16 protein-coding genes are annotated in these 16,684 nt (G+C 40.3%); 5 read left to right on the top strand and 11 right to left on the bottom strand.

Annotation, left to right across the window (positions count from 1 at the left end):
- Positions 1–56: 56 nt before the first annotated feature.
- The 6 genes from QM810_RS08760 to QM810_RS08735 all read right to left on the bottom strand — a co-directional run bounded on the left by QM810_RS08760 (position 57) and on the right by QM810_RS08735 (position 6,331).
- Entirely contained in the window at positions 57–1,610 is a 1,554-nt protein-coding gene (locus QM810_RS08760) for a damage-inducible protein CinA (protein WP_414254591.1), read from the bottom strand.
- 44 nt (positions 1,611–1,654) lie between these two features.
- The gene (locus QM810_RS08755) at positions 1,655–1,789 is read right to left on the bottom strand and encodes a hypothetical protein (protein ID WP_414254590.1); all 135 of its coding nucleotides are present in this window, start codon (positions 1,787–1,789) and stop codon (positions 1,655–1,657) included.
- Between the two features lie 84 nt (positions 1,790–1,873).
- On the bottom strand, positions 1,874–3,790 hold the full coding sequence (gene mnmG, locus QM810_RS08750) for a tRNA uridine-5-carboxymethylaminomethyl(34) synthesis enzyme MnmG (protein ID WP_414254589.1): 1,917 nt from the start codon (positions 3,788–3,790) through the stop codon (positions 1,874–1,876).
- Positions 3,791–3,798: 8 nt separating this feature from the next.
- Positions 3,799–4,254, bottom strand: a complete 456-nt coding sequence (locus tag QM810_RS08745) for an NUDIX hydrolase (RefSeq protein ID WP_178895578.1) — start codon at positions 4,252–4,254, stop codon at positions 3,799–3,801.
- Between the two features lie 140 nt (positions 4,255–4,394).
- Positions 4,395–5,516 (bottom strand): tRNA 2-thiouridine(34) synthase MnmA, encoded by a 1,122-nt coding sequence (gene mnmA, locus QM810_RS08740; protein WP_178895579.1) that lies wholly within the window; start codon positions 5,514–5,516, stop codon positions 4,395–4,397.
- Positions 5,517–5,710: 194 nt separating this feature from the next.
- Positions 5,711–6,331: a LysM peptidoglycan-binding domain-containing protein gene (locus tag QM810_RS08735; RefSeq protein WP_414254588.1), complete on the bottom strand. Its 621-nt coding sequence runs from the start codon at positions 6,329–6,331 to the stop codon at positions 5,711–5,713.
- A gap of 240 nt (positions 6,332–6,571) precedes the next feature.
- On the opposite strand from QM810_RS08735, the gene sdaAB reads away from it, so the two are divergent.
- Genes sdaAB through QM810_RS08720 form a run of 3 tightly spaced genes read left to right on the top strand, consistent with a single transcriptional unit; the run spans position 6,572 to position 8,780 of the window.
- On the top strand, positions 6,572–7,243 hold the full coding sequence (sdaAB, locus tag QM810_RS08730) for an L-serine ammonia-lyase, iron-sulfur-dependent subunit beta (RefSeq protein WP_414254587.1): 672 nt from the start codon (positions 6,572–6,574) through the stop codon (positions 7,241–7,243).
- A gap of 8 nt (positions 7,244–7,251) precedes the next feature.
- The gene (gene sdaAA / locus QM810_RS08725) at positions 7,252–8,124 is read left to right on the top strand and encodes an L-serine ammonia-lyase, iron-sulfur-dependent, subunit alpha (RefSeq protein ID WP_414254586.1); all 873 of its coding nucleotides are present in this window, start codon (positions 7,252–7,254) and stop codon (positions 8,122–8,124) included.
- A 23-nt stretch (positions 8,125–8,147) separates the two neighbouring features.
- Positions 8,148–8,780, top strand: a complete 633-nt coding sequence (locus QM810_RS08720) for an HAD-IA family hydrolase (RefSeq protein WP_414254585.1) — start codon at positions 8,148–8,150, stop codon at positions 8,778–8,780.
- Positions 8,781–8,850: 70 nt separating this feature from the next.
- Here QM810_RS08720 and QM810_RS08715 read toward each other — a convergent pair whose 3' ends face one another.
- The 5 genes from QM810_RS08715 to QM810_RS08695 form a co-directional block, all read right to left on the bottom strand.
- The gene (locus tag QM810_RS08715) at positions 8,851–9,210 is read right to left on the bottom strand and encodes a DUF805 domain-containing protein (protein ID WP_414254584.1); all 360 of its coding nucleotides are present in this window, start codon (positions 9,208–9,210) and stop codon (positions 8,851–8,853) included.
- 73 nt (positions 9,211–9,283) lie between these two features.
- Entirely contained in the window at positions 9,284–9,748 is a 465-nt protein-coding gene (locus QM810_RS08710; RefSeq protein WP_414254583.1) for a DUF805 domain-containing protein, read from the bottom strand.
- Positions 9,749–9,915: 167 nt separating this feature from the next.
- Complete coding sequence (locus QM810_RS08705; protein WP_178895584.1) at positions 9,916–10,272, bottom strand: DUF805 domain-containing protein; 357 nt, start codon at positions 10,270–10,272, stop codon at positions 9,916–9,918.
- Between the two features lie 156 nt (positions 10,273–10,428).
- Complete coding sequence (locus QM810_RS08700; protein WP_414254582.1) at positions 10,429–12,279, bottom strand: polysaccharide biosynthesis protein; 1,851 nt, start codon at positions 12,277–12,279, stop codon at positions 10,429–10,431.
- Between the two features lie 77 nt (positions 12,280–12,356).
- Positions 12,357–13,187 (bottom strand): glycosyltransferase, encoded by an 831-nt coding sequence (locus QM810_RS08695; RefSeq protein ID WP_414254581.1) that lies wholly within the window; start codon positions 13,185–13,187, stop codon positions 12,357–12,359.
- Positions 13,188–13,406: 219 nt separating this feature from the next.
- Here QM810_RS08695 and QM810_RS08690 point away from each other — a divergent pair, with 219 nt between their 5' ends.
- Both QM810_RS08690 and QM810_RS08685 read left to right on the top strand, forming a co-directional pair.
- The gene (locus tag QM810_RS08690; RefSeq protein ID WP_414254580.1) at positions 13,407–14,573 is read left to right on the top strand and encodes a CynX/NimT family MFS transporter; all 1,167 of its coding nucleotides are present in this window, start codon (positions 13,407–13,409) and stop codon (positions 14,571–14,573) included.
- Between the two features lie 586 nt (positions 14,574–15,159).
- Entirely contained in the window at positions 15,160–16,656 is a 1,497-nt protein-coding gene (locus QM810_RS08685; protein ID WP_414254579.1) for a gliding motility protein, read from the top strand.
- Positions 16,657–16,684 lie beyond the last annotated feature (28 nt).

Genomic DNA, 16,684 nt, shown 5'->3' with positions numbered 1-16,684 from the left:
ATATCTTGTGTCAAAAAATAAAATTTTTTTAAAATTACACAAGATATTGATAGTTTTTATTTTAATTTATAGAGTTTAAAATCTTTGAATTCACTTTGAACCGCTTGATAATTTTCAGCTAAAAGCTGCTCAACTTCTGTCCAAAGAGTTGTTTTTGTATTTACTACAATCATCTTTGGTTGATTATCTCGTAGATCATTTACAAGCTTAGTACGATTTGCATCAAGTCCTGTATGCAATCTAGGCGATAGCAACTGACTAGCTGACAAGCGTTCGCTAGCTTTATAGCTACTTGTCAGATTATCCCAAACATAGATACGATCTGTAGCTTGAGTTTCCCCTTTGACCTTAGATTCAATGCTTGTACGTTCTTGATATTGTTCCGCATGGAGCAAATATCGTGATACTACAGGTGCTAAAAATAGGTAAGCCAGAGCTAAAATTGGCAGATAGGCATTTCCTTTTAGAAAAGCTCCCCATACCGAAGTTTCTTCTCTAGATCGTCTACGGCGATTCGCTCCTTCTGGCTTCTCTGTTGAAATTCGTGTCAGCAAAAGAAGCGACAAGAAAGGAAGGAACTCAACCATACGACTACCATTGATAAGATCTGTAGAAAAAATTTCTAAAACTAATACTAAAATGACAGCTATTGCAGCAGAGATTGATAAGACCGATTGCTTCAATGGTTTATATTTGAAGAGACCTGTCAATGCCAATGTCAATACTCCGAGACCTATCGACAACAATCCATAGAAGAGGATATTGTCGAATAATCCTGAGTTAGACGTAAAGTTTAAACTATCTAATGGATAGAGGATTTGACTAATGGCATTTCCGAAACTGCCTTTATAAGCTGTATAATATCCGATTGGATAAAAGAAGATTGAAAAACCAAGGCCCGCTGCAAAAAAATGATAAACACCATGAGCTAAATTATTGCGACCAACATTAAAAGCTGTTACAGCAAAAAACAAGACAAAGGCGTACAAAGTTGTGACCAAAGGTGCAAAGAAAAATGCTAGAGCTAAGCTAGCTCCAATACGGATAAATCCTTTGTCAAGGCTTGGTTCTGCCAAATAAGATGTTACTAAACTTAAGGCATAAAACAAGAATGGGAGTGCAAGAATAGTTGCATAGCCTCCACCAAAACTAAGAGCACTAGCCAGGACATAAAAGACTGTCAATACTTGTTGCGATTGCTTATCTTGTCCAGTCAGATTGAAAGCAGAACGGAAAAGAAAGAATCCGGCACCTACTAAGGCTAACCAATTAAAGACGGCAAACAAAATACTGCCCTTGGTTAAATACTGTAAAAAGTAATAGAGGAGGCCACTAGTCCCAAAATAATCTGCGTAGACATCCCCACTCTGATGCATAGCCCATCCAATATAGAAATCTTGAGCCTGCTCTGGACTAGTCAATCCTAGCACAAAAGGAAGAACTACAGACACAAGTACCGCTAAAGTGCTCCAAATTAGGATTTTGAATAATGGTAAGCGAGCAGATTGTCGTGTTTCAAACTCTTCTCGCACCTCTCCCCCACCTGAATTATCTTGATTTCCAGTCCAAGTTGGGATTGGTTCGTCTTCTAATCTGCCATATACGTTCATTCGCTCTCTCCTATATTTCAATTTGTTCTAGTATATCAAAAAGTCTAATTCTTGTCAGCCTGCCGAGGGCATTTGTTCAGCTTTTTACAGAGATTAGCGAAGTATTCAATCTCATAAAAACGATGATAAGACGCTTTTTTATAGGCTTCTAAAAAAATTTTTTCTTCTACTGTTATCATCTCTCCTCCTTTTCTCTTAATTCGAAAAAAGAGGAAAAATCTAAAAATGCTGAATCCCCAAATAGAGGATTCAGCATTTTGTTTTTAATCAACTTTTTTTTCTAAATTTTTTGAAATGCTTCGATTTTTACCTTCCAGATACACCATCAAAATAGAAATATCTGCTGGGTTTACTCCAGAAATACGGCTGGCTTGGCCGATGGTTTCTGGATTGATGAGTTTAAACTTCTGACGGGCTTCTGTCGCGATAGAATCAATATCATCCCAATCAATATTGGCTGGAATACGTTTTTCTTCCATGCGTTTCATCTTGGCAACCTGATCCATAGCTTTTGAGATGTAACCTTCGTACTTGATTTCTGTTTCAATCAATTCGATAATCTTGTCATCCAATTCTTCGGCAGCAGGTCCAATAAAGGCCACCACGTCTTGGTAAGAGACTTCTGGACGACGGAGAAACTCCTTGGCAGTGACTGCATCAGTCAATGGTTTGAAGCCCATTGCTTCAACCTTAGCGTTTGTTTCCTTGACTGGCTTGAGTTTGATGCTGTCTAAACGCTTCATTTCATTTTCAAATTGATTTTTCTTGATCTCAAAGCGAGCCCAACGTTCATCATCAACTAGACCAACCTCACGCCCCATCTCAGTCAAACGCATATCAGCATTGTCATGGCGAAGAATGAGACGATATTCCGCACGACTGGTCAAGAGACGGTAGGGTTCAACAGTTCCCTTAGTTACCAAGTCGTCAATCATCACACCGATATAACCGTCACTGCGCTTCAAAATCAACTCAGGCTTGCCTTGGATTTTCAGAGCCGCATTGATACCCGCTATGATCCCTTGTCCAGCAGCTTCTTCGTAACCTGACGTTCCATTTGTCTGACCAGCAGTGAAGAGACCTGATATTTTCTTGGTTTCAAGAGTTGCACGCAATTGGTGAGGCAAGACCATATCATACTCGATAGCATAACCCGTTCGCATCATCTCTGCATTTTCCAAACCTTTGATGGAATGTACCAAGTCACGTTGCACATCCTCAGGAAGGCTGGTTGAAAGCCCTTGAACATAGACTTCTTCTGTATTGCGTCCTTCTGGTTCAAGGAAAAGCTGGTGACGTTCCTTGTCCGCAAAACGTACAATTTTATCCTCAATCGACGGACAGTAACGAGGCCCCACTCCCTTAACCACACCTGTAAACATAGGCGCACGATGGAGATTGTTTTGGATAATCTCATGACTGGTACCATTGGTATAGGTCAACCAGCACGGTACTTGGTCTTTAACATAATCCTCATCACGTGAAGTATAAGAAAAGTGATTTGGTGTTTCATCTCCTGGCTGGATTTCTGTCACATCATAGTTGATAGAGGAAGCCTTGACACGTGGAGGTGTTCCTGTCTTGAAACGACCGATCTCGAGGCCCAATTCCTTGAGATTGTCAGCTAGGTTAATCGAAGCTAAGCTGTGGTTTGGACCTGACGAGTACTTGAGGTCTCCGATGATGATTTCCCCACGGAGGGCTGTCCCTGTAGTCACAATAACAGCCTTTGCAGCATACTCTTGATGGGTCGCTGTACGAACACCGACAACCTTACCATCTTCCACCAAAATCTCATCAATCATGGTTTGACGAAGGGTGAGATTTTCTTGATTTTCAACCGTTTTGCGCATTTCCTTAGAGTAAAGTTCCTTGTCAGCCTGCGCACGAAGAGCACGAACAGCAGGTCCTTTCCCAGTGTTGAGCATCTTCATCTGGATATAGCTTTTATCAATAGTCTTGGCCATTTCGCCGCCCAGGGCATCTACCTCACGCACAACAATTCCCTTGGCAGAGCCACCGATAGAAGGATTACAAGGCATGAAAGCCAACATTTCGATGTTGATAGTCGCAAGCAAGACCTTACAACCCATACGGCTAGCAGCTAGAGAGGCTTCTACCCCAGCATGTCCCGCACCAATTACAATAATATCGTATTCTTCTGTAAAATTATAAGTCATTTTCTCTCCTATTCCTCAAGATGAATGTGTCTTAGTTGTCCGTTCCAATCAGGCAGGGCTGTCTTTAAAAAGGCTGGAACCAGCCGAATATCCTCAAGCTTGTCCAAGTCAATCCACTCACAAGGCTGCGTTTTTTCGTCTTCCTGCATAGTCAATGGAGCATCTTCAAGCAAGTCTACTAAATAATGAAACTCGATATTGTGATAGTGAACACCGTCTTCCTCAAAACGATTTTCAACCACGAAAGCTAGTTGTCCAGCTTGAGCTTTGACACCCAGTTCTTCCCTCACCTCACGGACTACCGCATCTTCCGTTCTTTCGTTGACTTGAATAGCACCGCCGATGGTGTAATACTGGTCCTTATCTTTGGTGACTAGGAGCTTATGATTTTGGAGAATCAAGGCTGTTGCCCGAACACCAAAAACAGTGTTTCCCACCTTTGTCCGAAAGTCTTGTTGAGTCATTTTTGTCCTTTCCTTTAAACGACACAAAAACAGTCAAAACTCGTAAGAAGTGCAGGACAAAAAAGCCTGCAACATCCATGAGCTTTGACCATCATTTCTATTGCTTTTATTATTGTAGCAAATTGAGAAAATTTGTCAATCTAAATGTACTGACAAACCTTGCCATCACGGTAGGCATTGTCAATCAAACCACCACCGAGACATTCTTCACCATCGTAAAAGACAACTGCCTGTCCTGGTGTAATGGCGCGTTGTGGTTCTGCAAAAATGACCTCTGCCTTGTCTCCTTTGACATGTACAGTCACCTTCGAGTCTGGCTGACGGTAGCGGAATTTAGCCGTACATTCGAGCGTAAATTCCTCTGGCATGTCACGAGTAAAGTGGACTTGACTAGCCTCTAAACTGGTTGACATGAGCGCTTCATGATAGAAACCTTGTCCTACATAGAGGATATTTTGGCTCAAGTCCTTTCCAACAACGAACCAAGGGGCATTATCCCCACCGTGTTGACCACCGATACCAAGTCCTCCACGCTGACCGATCGTATAATACATCAGTCCTGCATGCTCGCCCATATCGCGACCATCTACAGTCATCATGCGACCAGGCTGGGCTGGTAGGTAGTTGCTGAGAAATTCTTTAAAGTTCTTTTCTCCGATAAAGCAAATCCCTGTCGAGTCTTTCTTCTTAGCAGTCGCAAGTCCTGCTTCTTCAGCTATTTTTCGTACTTCAGATTTTTCCAAATGTCCCAGTGGGAACATGGTTTTTTGGAGTTGTTCTTGCGAAAGTTGGCTGAGGAAATAGGTCTGGTCCTTGCCATTGTCCACGCCACGAAGCATGTGAACAGTGCCATCCTCATCACGCGCTACTCGAGCATAATGCCCCGTCGCTACATAGTCTGCACCCAAGGTCATGGCATAGTCCAAAAAGGCCTTGAACTTAATTTCCTTGTTACACATAACGTCTGGATTTGGCGTGCGTCCTGCACGGTATTCCGCTAGGAAATACTCAAAAACGCGGTCCCAGTACTCTTTTTCAAAATTGACAGAGTAGTAAGGAATGCCAAGTTGATCTGCCACCGCAGCCACATCCTTGTAATCCTCGGTCGCTGTACAGACGCCGTTTTCATCTGTGTCATCCCAGTTCTTCATGAAGATGCCGATCACATCGTAGCCCTGCTCCTTGAGCAAGAGAGCCGTCACCGACGAATCAACACCACCACTCATCCCCACGACAACACGTGTTTTAGAGTTATCACTCATGGTAAGTCTCCCATCTATTCGTTTATTCACGATTGAAGGTCGTGTGTGCTTCAACGATTGAAGGTCGCTTGAGCAGTTTTCATTATAACATGCTTGGTTAGAGAAGACAAGGAAGACGACAGGAAGTATTTGAATGGACATACAAAAAACCGAGGATAACCTCGGTTTTTATCTTTTATTCTGCTAGTTAGTTCTTAATACCAACCGTTGTTAAGCCAGAAGTTCTTAGCAGCTGTCCATGAACCGTAACGTCCTGCAACATAAGCGTCCGCCACACGTTCTTGGTTTTCAGCTGAGTAGTCACCGTTCAAGTAAGAATCTGTCAATTGGTAACGACCGATGTAACGTCCGTTTGTAGCTGTGTAGCTACCGCCTGATTCTTTTTGAGCAATCCACTCTTTAGCTTCTGCTTCTGATCCGCTCACAGTAGCAGCTGGGGCTGAGTAGCTTTCTGTCGCTGCAGGTGCTGGAGCTTCGTAAGTAGCTTCATATGTAGTTTCTTCTACAACAGTTTCAGCAACTGCTGGAGTTTCTTCAACTTCTGCTACAGGAGCTTCTGTTGTTGTAGTTTCAGCAACTGGAGCTGCCCCATCGATAACCAATACTTGGTCAATAAAGATAAGGTCAACATTTTTAATGTTGTTCAATTTAGCTAGTTTTTCAACTGTTGTGTTGTAAGTTTCAGCAATTTCTGAAAGAGTATCTCCAGGTTTAACTGTATAAGTTTTTGTTTCTTGTGCAAAAGTAAGTGATGGTGCAAGGAAAGCAAGTACAACTGCAAATCCTGCAAGTTTAGTCTTAATGTTTAATTTCATTTAAAAAAGTTCTCCTTTTTTCTTATACTACCATGATACCTTTCTAATGTTACTATTTGTTAACGAATTTGTGTAGAAATGTTACAAAACTGTGATTTATTTACTTAAAAACAGCTTTTTTTGTTACAAAACCCTTGTTATAAAAGCATTTTAATCTTTTTGTATATTTCAGAAAGTAATTAAGCACTTACATCTAATCTTTGCTATAATAGAAGTAAGAATCTTTTTAAGGGGAAACAGATGCAATCACTTCGTTTTCAATCTGTCTTTGATATCATTGGACCAGTTATGATTGGGCCATCTAGTAGTCACACGGCAGGAGCTGTTCGTATCGGTAAAATCGTTTCATCTATCTTTGATGATACTCCAACCGAAGTAGAATTCCAGCTTTTTAATTCTTTTGCAAAAACCTATCGTGGACACGGGACAGACCTTGCCCTCGTCGCTGGGATTTTGGGCATGGATACAGATGATCCAGAAATTCCTAACAGTCTGGAAATTGCTCATAAGCGTGGCATTAAAATCGTATGGACCATCCAAAAGGATAGTAATGCTCCCCACCCAAATACTACGAAAATCACTGTTAAGAACAATCGTAAGACTATCAGCGTAACAGGAATTTCAATCGGTGGTGGAAATATCCAGGTGACAGAACTCAATGGTTTTGCCGTATCTCTCAACATGAACACCCCTACTATTATCATCGTTCATCAAGATGTCCCAGGTATGATTGCTCATGTGACAGAAGCACTTTCTCGCTTTGACATTAACATCGCCCAAATGAATGTGACCCGAGAAAAGGCCGGGGAGAAAGCCATCATGATTATAGAAGTTGATAGTCGAAACTGTGAAGAATCTATCGAAGAGATTCGTAAAATTCCTCATTTACACAATGTCAATTTCTTTCAATAGGAGAAAATATGTTTTACTCTATCAAAGAATTAGTTGAACAAGCTGAACTAGATTTTCAAGGTAATGTTGCTGAGCTCATGATTACTACTGAATATGAGCTAACTGGTCGCGAGCGCGAAGAAGTTCTCCTCCTCATGGAACGCAATCTTGAAGTCATGAAGGCTTCTGTCGAGCTCGGGCTTAATGAGAATAAATCTCGTAGCGGTTTGACAGGTGGTGATGCTGCCAAGCTCGACCACTACATCAAAAAAGGAAAGACGCTGTCAGACTTCACTGTCTTATCTGCTGCCCGTAACGCCATTGCCGTTAATGAGCACAATGCCAAAATGGGCCTTGTGTGTGCGACACCAACCGCAGGTAGCGCAGGCTGTCTTCCTGCAGTTCTCACATCTGCTATTCAAAAGTTAGATTTAACGCATGAACAACAACTAGATTTTCTCTTTGCTGCTGGTGCTTTTGGGCTCGTCATTGCTAATAACGCTTCTATCTCGGGAGCCGAAGGAGGTTGCCAAGCGGAAGTGGGGTCAGCTTCTGCCATGAGTGCCGCCGCCCTAACTCTAGCTGCAGGTGGAACTCCTTATCAAGCGAGTCAGGCTATCGCCTTCGTTATCAAAAACATGCTCGGTCTTATCTGTGACCCCGTTGCAGGCTTGGTTGAAGTTCCTTGTGTTAAGCGTAATGCTATGGGAGCAAGCTTCGCCTTCATCGCAGCTGATATGGCTTTAGCTGGTATCGAATCAAAAATCCCAGTTGATGAAGTCATTGATGCCATGTACCAAGTAGGCTCTAGCCTCCCAACTGCCTTTCGTGAAACTGCCGAAGGTGGTCTCGCTGCCACACCGACAGGCCGTCGCCTTCAAAAAGAAATCTTCGGCGAATAATTTCAAGATTACTAGGAGAATCAATGTCATCCCTATCAGCCATCTTTTTCGACTTAGATGGAACCCTTGTGGACAGCTATATCGGTATTCACAATGGCTTCACCTATACTTTTGAACAGCTGGGAGTCCCTAGTCCAGACGCAAAAACCATCCGTGGTTTTATGGGACCTCCTTTGGAAACTAGTTTCGCTAGTTGCCTCCCAGAAGATCAGATTGAGTCAGCTATCCAGCTTTATCGTTCTTACTATAAGGAAAAAGGAGTTTATGAAGCCCAGCTCTTTCCACAAATCAAGGACCTACTCGCTGAACTAGCTCAACAATATCCTCTCTATATCACGACCACAAAAAATACCCCGACAGCAGTCCATATGACAAGAAACTTTGAAATCGATCATTTCTTTGATGGCATCTATGGTTCAAGCCCTCAAGCAATGCACAAGGCAGATGTCATTCGTCAAGCTTTGGCAACTCATAACCTGGATCCAGAAAAAGTGGTCCTTATCGGCGATACTAAGTTTGATATGATTGGTGCCCAAGAAACTGGTATTAAAAAACTAGCGGTTACTTGGGGATTTGGCGACGAAAAGGAGCTCATGACCTATCAACCTGAATGGGTTGCTCATCAACCAAGAGATATTTTACGTCAACTACAATAGAAGATTTTAAAAAAACACTCCAATTTTATTGGAGTGTTTTTAACTTGTGATTACTTCGGCCCGTCATTTATTAGCCAGACACTTCCTTAGTTGGCATTGCAAACAGGGCTAAAAGAATAAAGCCTCCCATTGGAGCGAAAGCGAGAAAAATGAAGGCCCAATGAAAGCCAGCGTCGCGTAAACGACGAACTCTTAGAGCGATACTCGGTATGAATATCACTAAATAAAAAATGATATAAAAACTCAGAAGTCCAATACTTGCGACAGGGTCTGCTACTTCTTCTTCAGTGAAAACAGCCTGAAAATAGGTAATGTAAAGAGGAATGGATAAGATACTGTTCATTAACCAAACCCACCAAAAATCTGGACGTGTTGAACGCCCTGAAAAATCTGCAAATCCTTTAAAAAAATTTTTATAAGCGTTAATCATAGGATACTCCGTATTAGATCTTAAACAAGGAAAAGTACTACCAAACAAGACTCAATCGTAAAACAAGAATCTCTTAGTTCTTATCTGATTCTTCGAATGGTGTCACCTCGATGACTTCTTCGACATTAACTGCCTGAGGTTCACTGTAGTTTACCACTTCAATCTCTTTTGTTGGCATAGCGAGTAGAATCAACAAAGCAAGACCCCCCATTGGGACGAAGCGAAGGAAAATAAATGCCCAGTGAAAACCAGCATCACGCAAACGGCGAACTGACAAAGCTATTGTTGGCACTAAAATTGCCAGGTAGAAAACTGCATAAATAATGACAACTAAACCTAAAACCATGAAAGCAGCTTCACTGGCTGAATCGCTCACTGAAACCATCACAGTACTAAAATATAGAACGTAGAAATATATTATCCAGAAAGGAATAGAAAGGATGAAGTTTCCTAACCAAACCCACCAGAAATCTGGACGCGTCGAACGCCCAGTGAACTCTGCATAATTCTTAAAAAATTTTTTATACGCGTTAATCATAGGATACTCCCATTTTTTATTTTACTAGTAGATACTGTACAGTTATAGAACACTCCCAAATCTAGTAAAAGACCTGGGAGTGTTAGCAAATTGTTCAATAATATTCAAGAAGTCCTATGCAAGATTGAAACTTCTTAGTCCTTGTAGCATTCTTCAGATAGTTAATCTTATAGTGTTTCCTTTGTTGGCATAGCGAAAAGTACTAGAAGAACAATACTACCTAGTGGAACGAATAAAATAAAGATCAATGCCCAGTGGAAACCAGCATCACGAAGGCGACGGACCATCAAAGCAAGTGACGGCAATAAAAGTGCTAGGCCAAAAATAAAATAGATAATAGCGATAAAGCCCAAAGATATAAGAGCACCCTCGTTTCGCGAATTAGCCAGAGCATTTCCGTATGTTAAGAAGAAAGGAATATAAAGAATAATATTTCCAAGCCAAACCCACCAATAGTCGGAACGTGTTGAACGACCTGCAAAATCTACATATCCTTTAAAAAAATTCTTATAAGCGTTAATCATAAGTTACTCCCTAATTTTTTATTTACTATAGTTTACCATATCTGTTCAATAATAACAAGTTTGTTCAAAAAAACTCTGAAAGTCTCTCGAAATCTAGAAAAAAGATATTATCTGCTCCTTCTATAAAAGAAGTCGCGGATAATATCTCATCTATATTTAGTCAACATGTGTTGTTTCGTTAGCAAAGCTAATAATAGCTCTCTTCAACTCAGAACCCTGCATAGTACGGAACTCTTCAATCTTCTGATTGATTATTTCAAGAGGCATCACATTTACCTTACCAACAAAGATTTTGTCCATTACTTGATTGTCAACTAATTCAGTTGATACAAGTAACTCTTCATATAGTTTTTCACCTGGGCGAATACCTACTTCTACGATTGGAATTTCATTTTCAGTATGGCCACTGAGTAGAACCATTTTCTTAGCCAAGTCGTAAATGCGTACTGGTTTACCCATATCAAGGATAAAGACTTCTCCATCCTTGGCATAAGCTCCTGCATGAATCACCAAACGACTAGCTTCTGGAATAGTCATAAAGTAACGAGTCATCCGGAAGTCCGTCACCGTTACAGGCCCACCTTCAGCAATCTGACGTTCAAAAACAGGAATCACACTACCACGACTACCGAGTACGTTACCGAAACGCACCGCACAATAGGTTGATTGGCTACGTTGGTTAAAACCTGTAACAATCAACTCAGCCACACGTTTAGTTGCTCCCATTACGTTTGGTGGATTAACGGCCTTATCTGTCGAAATCATGACCATTTTTGGAACTCGAGCAGCGTCAACTGCCTTAGCAACATTATAAGTTCCAAGGATGTTATTCTTGAAGGCTTCTTTTGGATTACGCTCCATCATCGGAACATGTTTATGGGCTGCAGCATGGTAAACAATAGCTGGTTCGTACTGCTCAAAAACTTGAAGCAAACGATCGTAATCTTGAATATCAGCAATGACAGGAACAAAATCAATTTCCTGGAACTTGCGAATCAATTCATGGTAAATAAGATAAATAGAGTTTTCTCCATGACCGAGCAGAATGACACGTTCAGGATTGAAACGACTAACCTGACGACAGATTTCTGAACCGATTGATCCTCCGGCACCGGTCACCAAGATGGTTTTGCCAGTGATTTCAGAACCCAGACGTGATTCATCAAGCTGAATCTCCTTACGTCCTAAAAGGTCTGTGATATCAATCTTCTGGAAACTACCTGCTTGAGGTTGGATGCCTTGCACAACTGACTCAATCATCGGCATCTTATAGCATTTTACACCGATATGGTTACACATTTGCAGGATTCGCTCATATTCAGATGGATCTAGTGACGGAATCGCAACGATAACTTTTTCAACTCTATAGCGTTTAGCCAATTCTGGTAGATCATCATAAGAACCCAAAACTGGGATTTTCCCAAGCTTTTGTCCTTTTTTCTTTTCATCATTATCCAAAATCCCAACCAGTTCAAGGTCACTAGTAGGATGTTGGTAGCTGTCCATAAAGAGCGCACCACCATCGCCTGCACCAATCAAGAAGGTACGACGGTGTTCTCCTTCGCCATTTCCCTTTCTACGTCTTGAGTAAATCAACTGCCAAGTGATACGAGGAAGTAGAATCAAGAAAGTTGTTAATAGGATAAAGAGTACGATAAAGCGGACAGAAAAGAGTGGCAAGAAAGCATAGCAGATCACATAAGAGAAGATACTACTGATAGTCACTCCGAAGAAAATCTTCATAAAATCTGTGATTTTGCTATATCTACTAATACTAGCATTCAGCCCCCAAAATCCAATCATAAGCTGGTAGAAAAGGAAGGTTAGGCCTGTGTAAATGACATAGTCTACCGGGGCTGGATTAATCAAGCCATAAAATAGAATATAGGAAACAATAATTGATAAGACCATACTGGCAATATCAAAAAATCCCCAAAATATTTGTTTCTGTTGTTTATTTAATACTTCAACCAGATCAATTACGTAATCTGTTAATTTTTTATTCATGTGAATGGTATCCTCCTACACAAAATCACATTTTCTAGTAATCTTCAGATAAATTTTTAAAATCCAATTGGCTACAATTACTTGCTTTTTCTTAGAAGTTTTAAAAATATAAACTGTCGTATAAAGCCTGGGCAGAGTGCAACAACAACTTGGATTAAGACACTTTTCAGATATTCACCATAAGAAATCTGTCCACGCTCGTGCATTCTCTTTCGTGCTTGGCGATAGAATTTGAGATAGCGAAGGCCGCCACGACGTTCAAACATCCCTGCTCCCACTCGAACCTTACATAGAATCTGATCCACATTCCCAGTTCGAGCTCCTGCACTAATCATATTGAGCCAAAGGAGATCATCTTCCATATAGAGACCGTCTTCGTAGTTGCCAGCCTTTAGAACCATATTTCTTTTGAACATAACAGTCATATGATTAAAGGCACTTCTCATACGTTGGTAGGCAACGATATCCTCATGCTTAATCGGCACACGACGGTAAGACACAATCTCATCTGGTTGGTCGATAAACTCTGCGATATGACCACCTAGCAGGTCCAAGTTTTCTTTTTCCATCAATTCAAACTGTTGTTCGAAACGGTCTTCGACAGCAATGTCATCTGTATCCATACGGGCAATAACGTCATATTGGCACTGTAAGACACCAAACTGAAGCGCCAACCCTAGACCACGATTTTGAACAAGCGGACAACGTTTGATTGGAATACTTGACTGTGCTTCCAATTTTTCCAAAACTTGATACAGTTCAGGTGTCAGTGGACCATCTTCGACGATTACCACTTCGCTAGGTTTGAGCGTTTGATGTAAGATACTCTCTACTGCCTCTTCTAGAAAGGCTGGATTTTCTTTAACATAGACTGACATCAATACGCTAAATTTACGATTTTCAGACACAGTACTTCTCCAATTTATAGATTTTCTTTCACTATTTTATCACAAATTTCCTGACTTTCCTATTTTTATTTGAATACAAGAAAAAAACTAGTAAATCTATCAAACTTTTTTACCCATGATTTCAATCAGCTAGTTAGCGGATTCCCTCACCCTATCTTGACATCTATTGGAAAAAGCCTTAAAATAAGCTGTTATCAAAATCAGCTTATTGAGGTCCACATGAAAAAACGATCACTCTTTTTTATTCTAGGAATTATCTTAATTGGAGCGGTCTTAAGAGCTCCTTTCACAGCTTTGCCAACTGTTTTGGGAGATATTGCCCAAGGTTTAGGAGTGGAAGTTAGCTCACTTGGTGTTTTGACCAGTCTCCCTCTCTTGATGTTCGCCCTCTTCTCCTCTTTTGCGACCCATTTGGCTCAAAAGATTGGACTTGAGCATCTTTTCACCTATAGTCTCCTCGTCTTAACTGTCGGTTCAGTGATTCGTATCTTCAATCTTCCCCTTCTCTATCTAGGAACCTTACTCATCGGAGCAAGTGTCGCTATTTTTAACGTACTTCTTCCTAGTATGATTCAGGCAAACTACCCACAAAAGATTAGCTTCCTAACAACGGTTTATGTGACGACTATGGGAATCGCGACAGCACTAGCTTCCTACCTCTCTGTACCCATTACTCAGGCAACATCTTGGAAGGGGCTGATTCTCTGCCTGTCCATGGTCTGCCTGCTAACCTTATTGGTCTGGTTCCCCAACCATGGCCACAATCATTTTCTAGAAGGGCATGAAGAGAAAAAAGAAAAAGAGAATATCCTAAAAAGCAAGCAAGTTTGGGCTATTATTGTCTTCGGTGGACTTCAGTCCCTACTCTTCTATACCAGCATGACCTGGTTACCAACCATGGCCATCAGTGCAGGGCTAGCTCATACAGATGCCGGACTTCTGGCTTCTATCTTTTCACTAATTAGCATTCCCTTCTCCATGACCATTCCAAGTTTAACGACGCGTTTATCAAATCGCTACCGTCAAATCATGTTATCAGTCATCTCTCTGGCTGGTATGTTAGGAATTGCTATGCTTTTATACCCAAGTAGTAATTTCTTTTATTGGCTGATGGCTCACCTCTTAATTGGCACGGCCTGTAGCGCACTTTTCCCCTATCTCATGGTTTGCTTTTCTATTAAAACAAGCTCGCCTGAAAAAACGGCTCAATTATCTGGACTTGCCCAGACCGGTGGTTACATTCTAGCGGCCTTTGGACCAACTCTCTTTGGTTACAGTTTTAACATGTTCCAGTCTTGGGTTCCAGCGGTACTGATTCTTCTAGTAATTGATATTATCATGACAATCGCCCTCTTTATGGTGGATCGAGCGGATAAAATCCTTTAAAAAATTTTAGAATTGGCCACAAATAAATACACTTTTCAAGCCAGACTGAGTCTGGTTTTTTTCTTTTAAAAAGGTTTGAAAGGCCTCCTCACAAGACTTTCGTTAAGCTAAAACATGCTATAATATACCTAGGAAGATTTATCGTTTAAATTTGATAAAGAAGACCATGATGGAAATAACTATACAATTTATCTCTCAAAGAAGTCGAAACTCTCTCAATTGAAGGGGATTGTTTTGCCCCTAAAAACATCCATGTAGATTCCTCTATCTTTTTAAATGATATACCATAGTTACGCTATTTCAACTTTTTTACTGGTATCCTAAAAAGTAAGGACGCAACTTCAATCATTAATCTGATAAAGCTAGAATATCTAACAATCAAACCTTCCAAGGAGGTTAACCTTTTGCATCATAAAATCCTTCAATTCCCAAAATTGAAGGATGGCTCAGTCATTGAGAAACCAGAAATCTATCTAAAATAAAATCTTAAAGAGCTTTACTTGTTTTAACTCAATTACAAACAAGTATTTGTTTAAAAGTCTAAAAAGACTATTGAAAATGTAGTAACATTTAAGGAGAAATTTTTATGCTAGCAAAAGCAGGGGACGTCTATTGTGTTTACAATACCCATCTAAAAAAATACATCGCTTGTCAGATAACCAAGATCGAAGAGGGGGAGAAAAAGCCTCAGGCTGTCCTACTGTCATTAGACTGGTCAGGAGAACAACCTCTTACAGAAGAAGAACTATCTTTCTTAAAGCCACTGTACATTGATTTTATGTACTGGGATAGAGGCTTTCATCTGTGTAATGTTGATATTCATGTACCATCAAATTATATTTTTATTGGGAATACAAGACCATTAACCACAGAAAGCACAAACACATATGCTATGTTTTGGGGGAATGGTTACGATATTTATAGGCAACTGAAATGGCAAGAAATCCCAAAAGAAAAAAGAGATTTATTTAAGAAAGCAGATAAAAGCAAGGAAAAGGTTTCATTTGCAGGAAATGAGTATCGTATTTCTAAACACAATATCAATGACGAGTGGACGCCTTTTGAAGACGCATTAGAATTAAAAGTCTTTCCTTGCTTATCTAAGTTAGCATTAACTAAATGGCACAAAAATATATATGAGTATTTGCAGTCGACTCCTTTTATTACTGAACTAGTTCTTGAAAATCATGGACAAACAAAACTGGATTTTTCTAAGACATCCATACATCGACTTTCCATTGATTTGACAGGCGTAGAGGAACTTAGATTGAATGATGATTTGGAGGAGCTAGTCTTATTAGGAGACATGAGCGACAATTGTCAGATACTTGTAAAGGACCATGGAGCCAGCTTACGATTACAACTTGATCGTTCTCTACCTAAGGTACTGGGATTAAAAGATTTAGGAGCCATCCATTGTTCGAACATCCTTGAAATAGACTTTGCACAAATCTTGAATAACTATCCAAGGCTTAGGGAATTAAGATTGTGGGGGAAACCTGGTCATATTCTCAATTTCCATAAATTATCAGAGTTCAAAGAGTTAGTCAATTTTTCAACTGTTGATTTGTTTGGCTTTACTGCAGAGGATATCCCAAAACCAGAAGATTTACCTCAATTAAGCATGTTTTGGATGAGTAGCTTACCAGAAGATGCAGCTAAAGTAGCCAAAAAATATTATAAAAAACTGCAGGACAAGGGACTGAATCTTTGGATAACAAAACCGAGGAAAGCTGAATGGCTAGCCCAAAACCTAGATAATCCATTTCGCTCATGGGATGGACAAGAAAATATTTCAACCGCAAACGCAAAAAAAGCAGCCTCTCTATATAGAAAGACTAGAGCAAGCCTTATAAAGCTTCTAGAAAACCCCAATGAGAACACTATGACAAACGTAGAAGTTCTCATAAGAGAATATACTCAAGGTTTCAATAAAATGGACAAGCGTAACTGTTTTATTGAAACAATCGAGAGAGAGGATATCTATGATGCCCTGGTCGAGATCTTAGATTTACTACCTGAAGATTTAGGAATGGACAAAGAAAAATTTATAGAAATCTTTGATGAGCTAAAGGATTTTTAAATGAGAAGCCTTTCTAGTTCATTCCTGA

The organism is Streptococcus infantis, assembly GCF_047464155.1.
In the GTDB taxonomy this organism is placed as follows: domain Bacteria; phylum Bacillota; class Bacilli; order Lactobacillales; family Streptococcaceae; genus Streptococcus; species Streptococcus infantis_U.
Note: the sequence above shows the minus strand (reverse complement) of the source record. Positions and strands in the feature narration are given on the sequence as shown.

What these genes read in the sequence shown, in the direction of transcription:
- QM810_RS08760 (WP_414254591.1), bottom strand. Translation starts at nt 1,610, where the DNA reads ATGAACGTATATGGCAGATTAGAAGACGAACCAATCCCAACTTGGACT.
- QM810_RS08755 (WP_414254590.1), bottom strand. Translation starts at nt 1,789, where the DNA reads ATGATAACAGTAGAAGAAAAAATTTTTTTAGAAGCCTATAAAAAAGCG.
- mnmG (WP_414254589.1), bottom strand. Translation starts at nt 3,790, where the DNA reads ATGACTTATAATTTTACAGAAGAATACGATATTATTGTAATTGGTGCG.
- QM810_RS08745 (WP_178895578.1), bottom strand. Translation starts at nt 4,254, where the DNA reads ATGACTCAACAAGACTTTCGGACAAAGGTGGGAAACACTGTTTTTGGT.
- mnmA (WP_178895579.1), bottom strand. Translation starts at nt 5,516, where the DNA reads ATGAGTGATAACTCTAAAACACGTGTTGTCGTGGGGATGAGTGGTGGT.
- QM810_RS08735 (WP_414254588.1), bottom strand. Translation starts at nt 6,331, where the DNA reads ATGAAATTAAACATTAAGACTAAACTTGCAGGATTTGCAGTTGTACTT.
- sdaAB (WP_414254587.1), top strand. Translation starts at nt 6,572, where the DNA reads ATGCAATCACTTCGTTTTCAATCTGTCTTTGATATCATTGGACCAGTT.
- sdaAA (WP_414254586.1), top strand. Translation starts at nt 7,252, where the DNA reads ATGTTTTACTCTATCAAAGAATTAGTTGAACAAGCTGAACTAGATTTT.
- QM810_RS08720 (WP_414254585.1), top strand. Translation starts at nt 8,148, where the DNA reads ATGTCATCCCTATCAGCCATCTTTTTCGACTTAGATGGAACCCTTGTG.
- QM810_RS08715 (WP_414254584.1), bottom strand. Translation starts at nt 9,210, where the DNA reads ATGATTAACGCTTATAAAAATTTTTTTAAAGGATTTGCAGATTTTTCA.
- QM810_RS08710 (WP_414254583.1), bottom strand. Translation starts at nt 9,748, where the DNA reads ATGATTAACGCGTATAAAAAATTTTTTAAGAATTATGCAGAGTTCACT.
- QM810_RS08705 (WP_178895584.1), bottom strand. Translation starts at nt 10,272, where the DNA reads ATGATTAACGCTTATAAGAATTTTTTTAAAGGATATGTAGATTTTGCA.
- QM810_RS08700 (WP_414254582.1), bottom strand. Translation starts at nt 12,279, where the DNA reads ATGAATAAAAAATTAACAGATTACGTAATTGATCTGGTTGAAGTATTA.
- QM810_RS08690 (WP_414254580.1), top strand. Translation starts at nt 13,407, where the DNA reads ATGAAAAAACGATCACTCTTTTTTATTCTAGGAATTATCTTAATTGGA.
- QM810_RS08685 (WP_414254579.1), top strand. Translation starts at nt 15,160, where the DNA reads ATGCTAGCAAAAGCAGGGGACGTCTATTGTGTTTACAATACCCATCTA.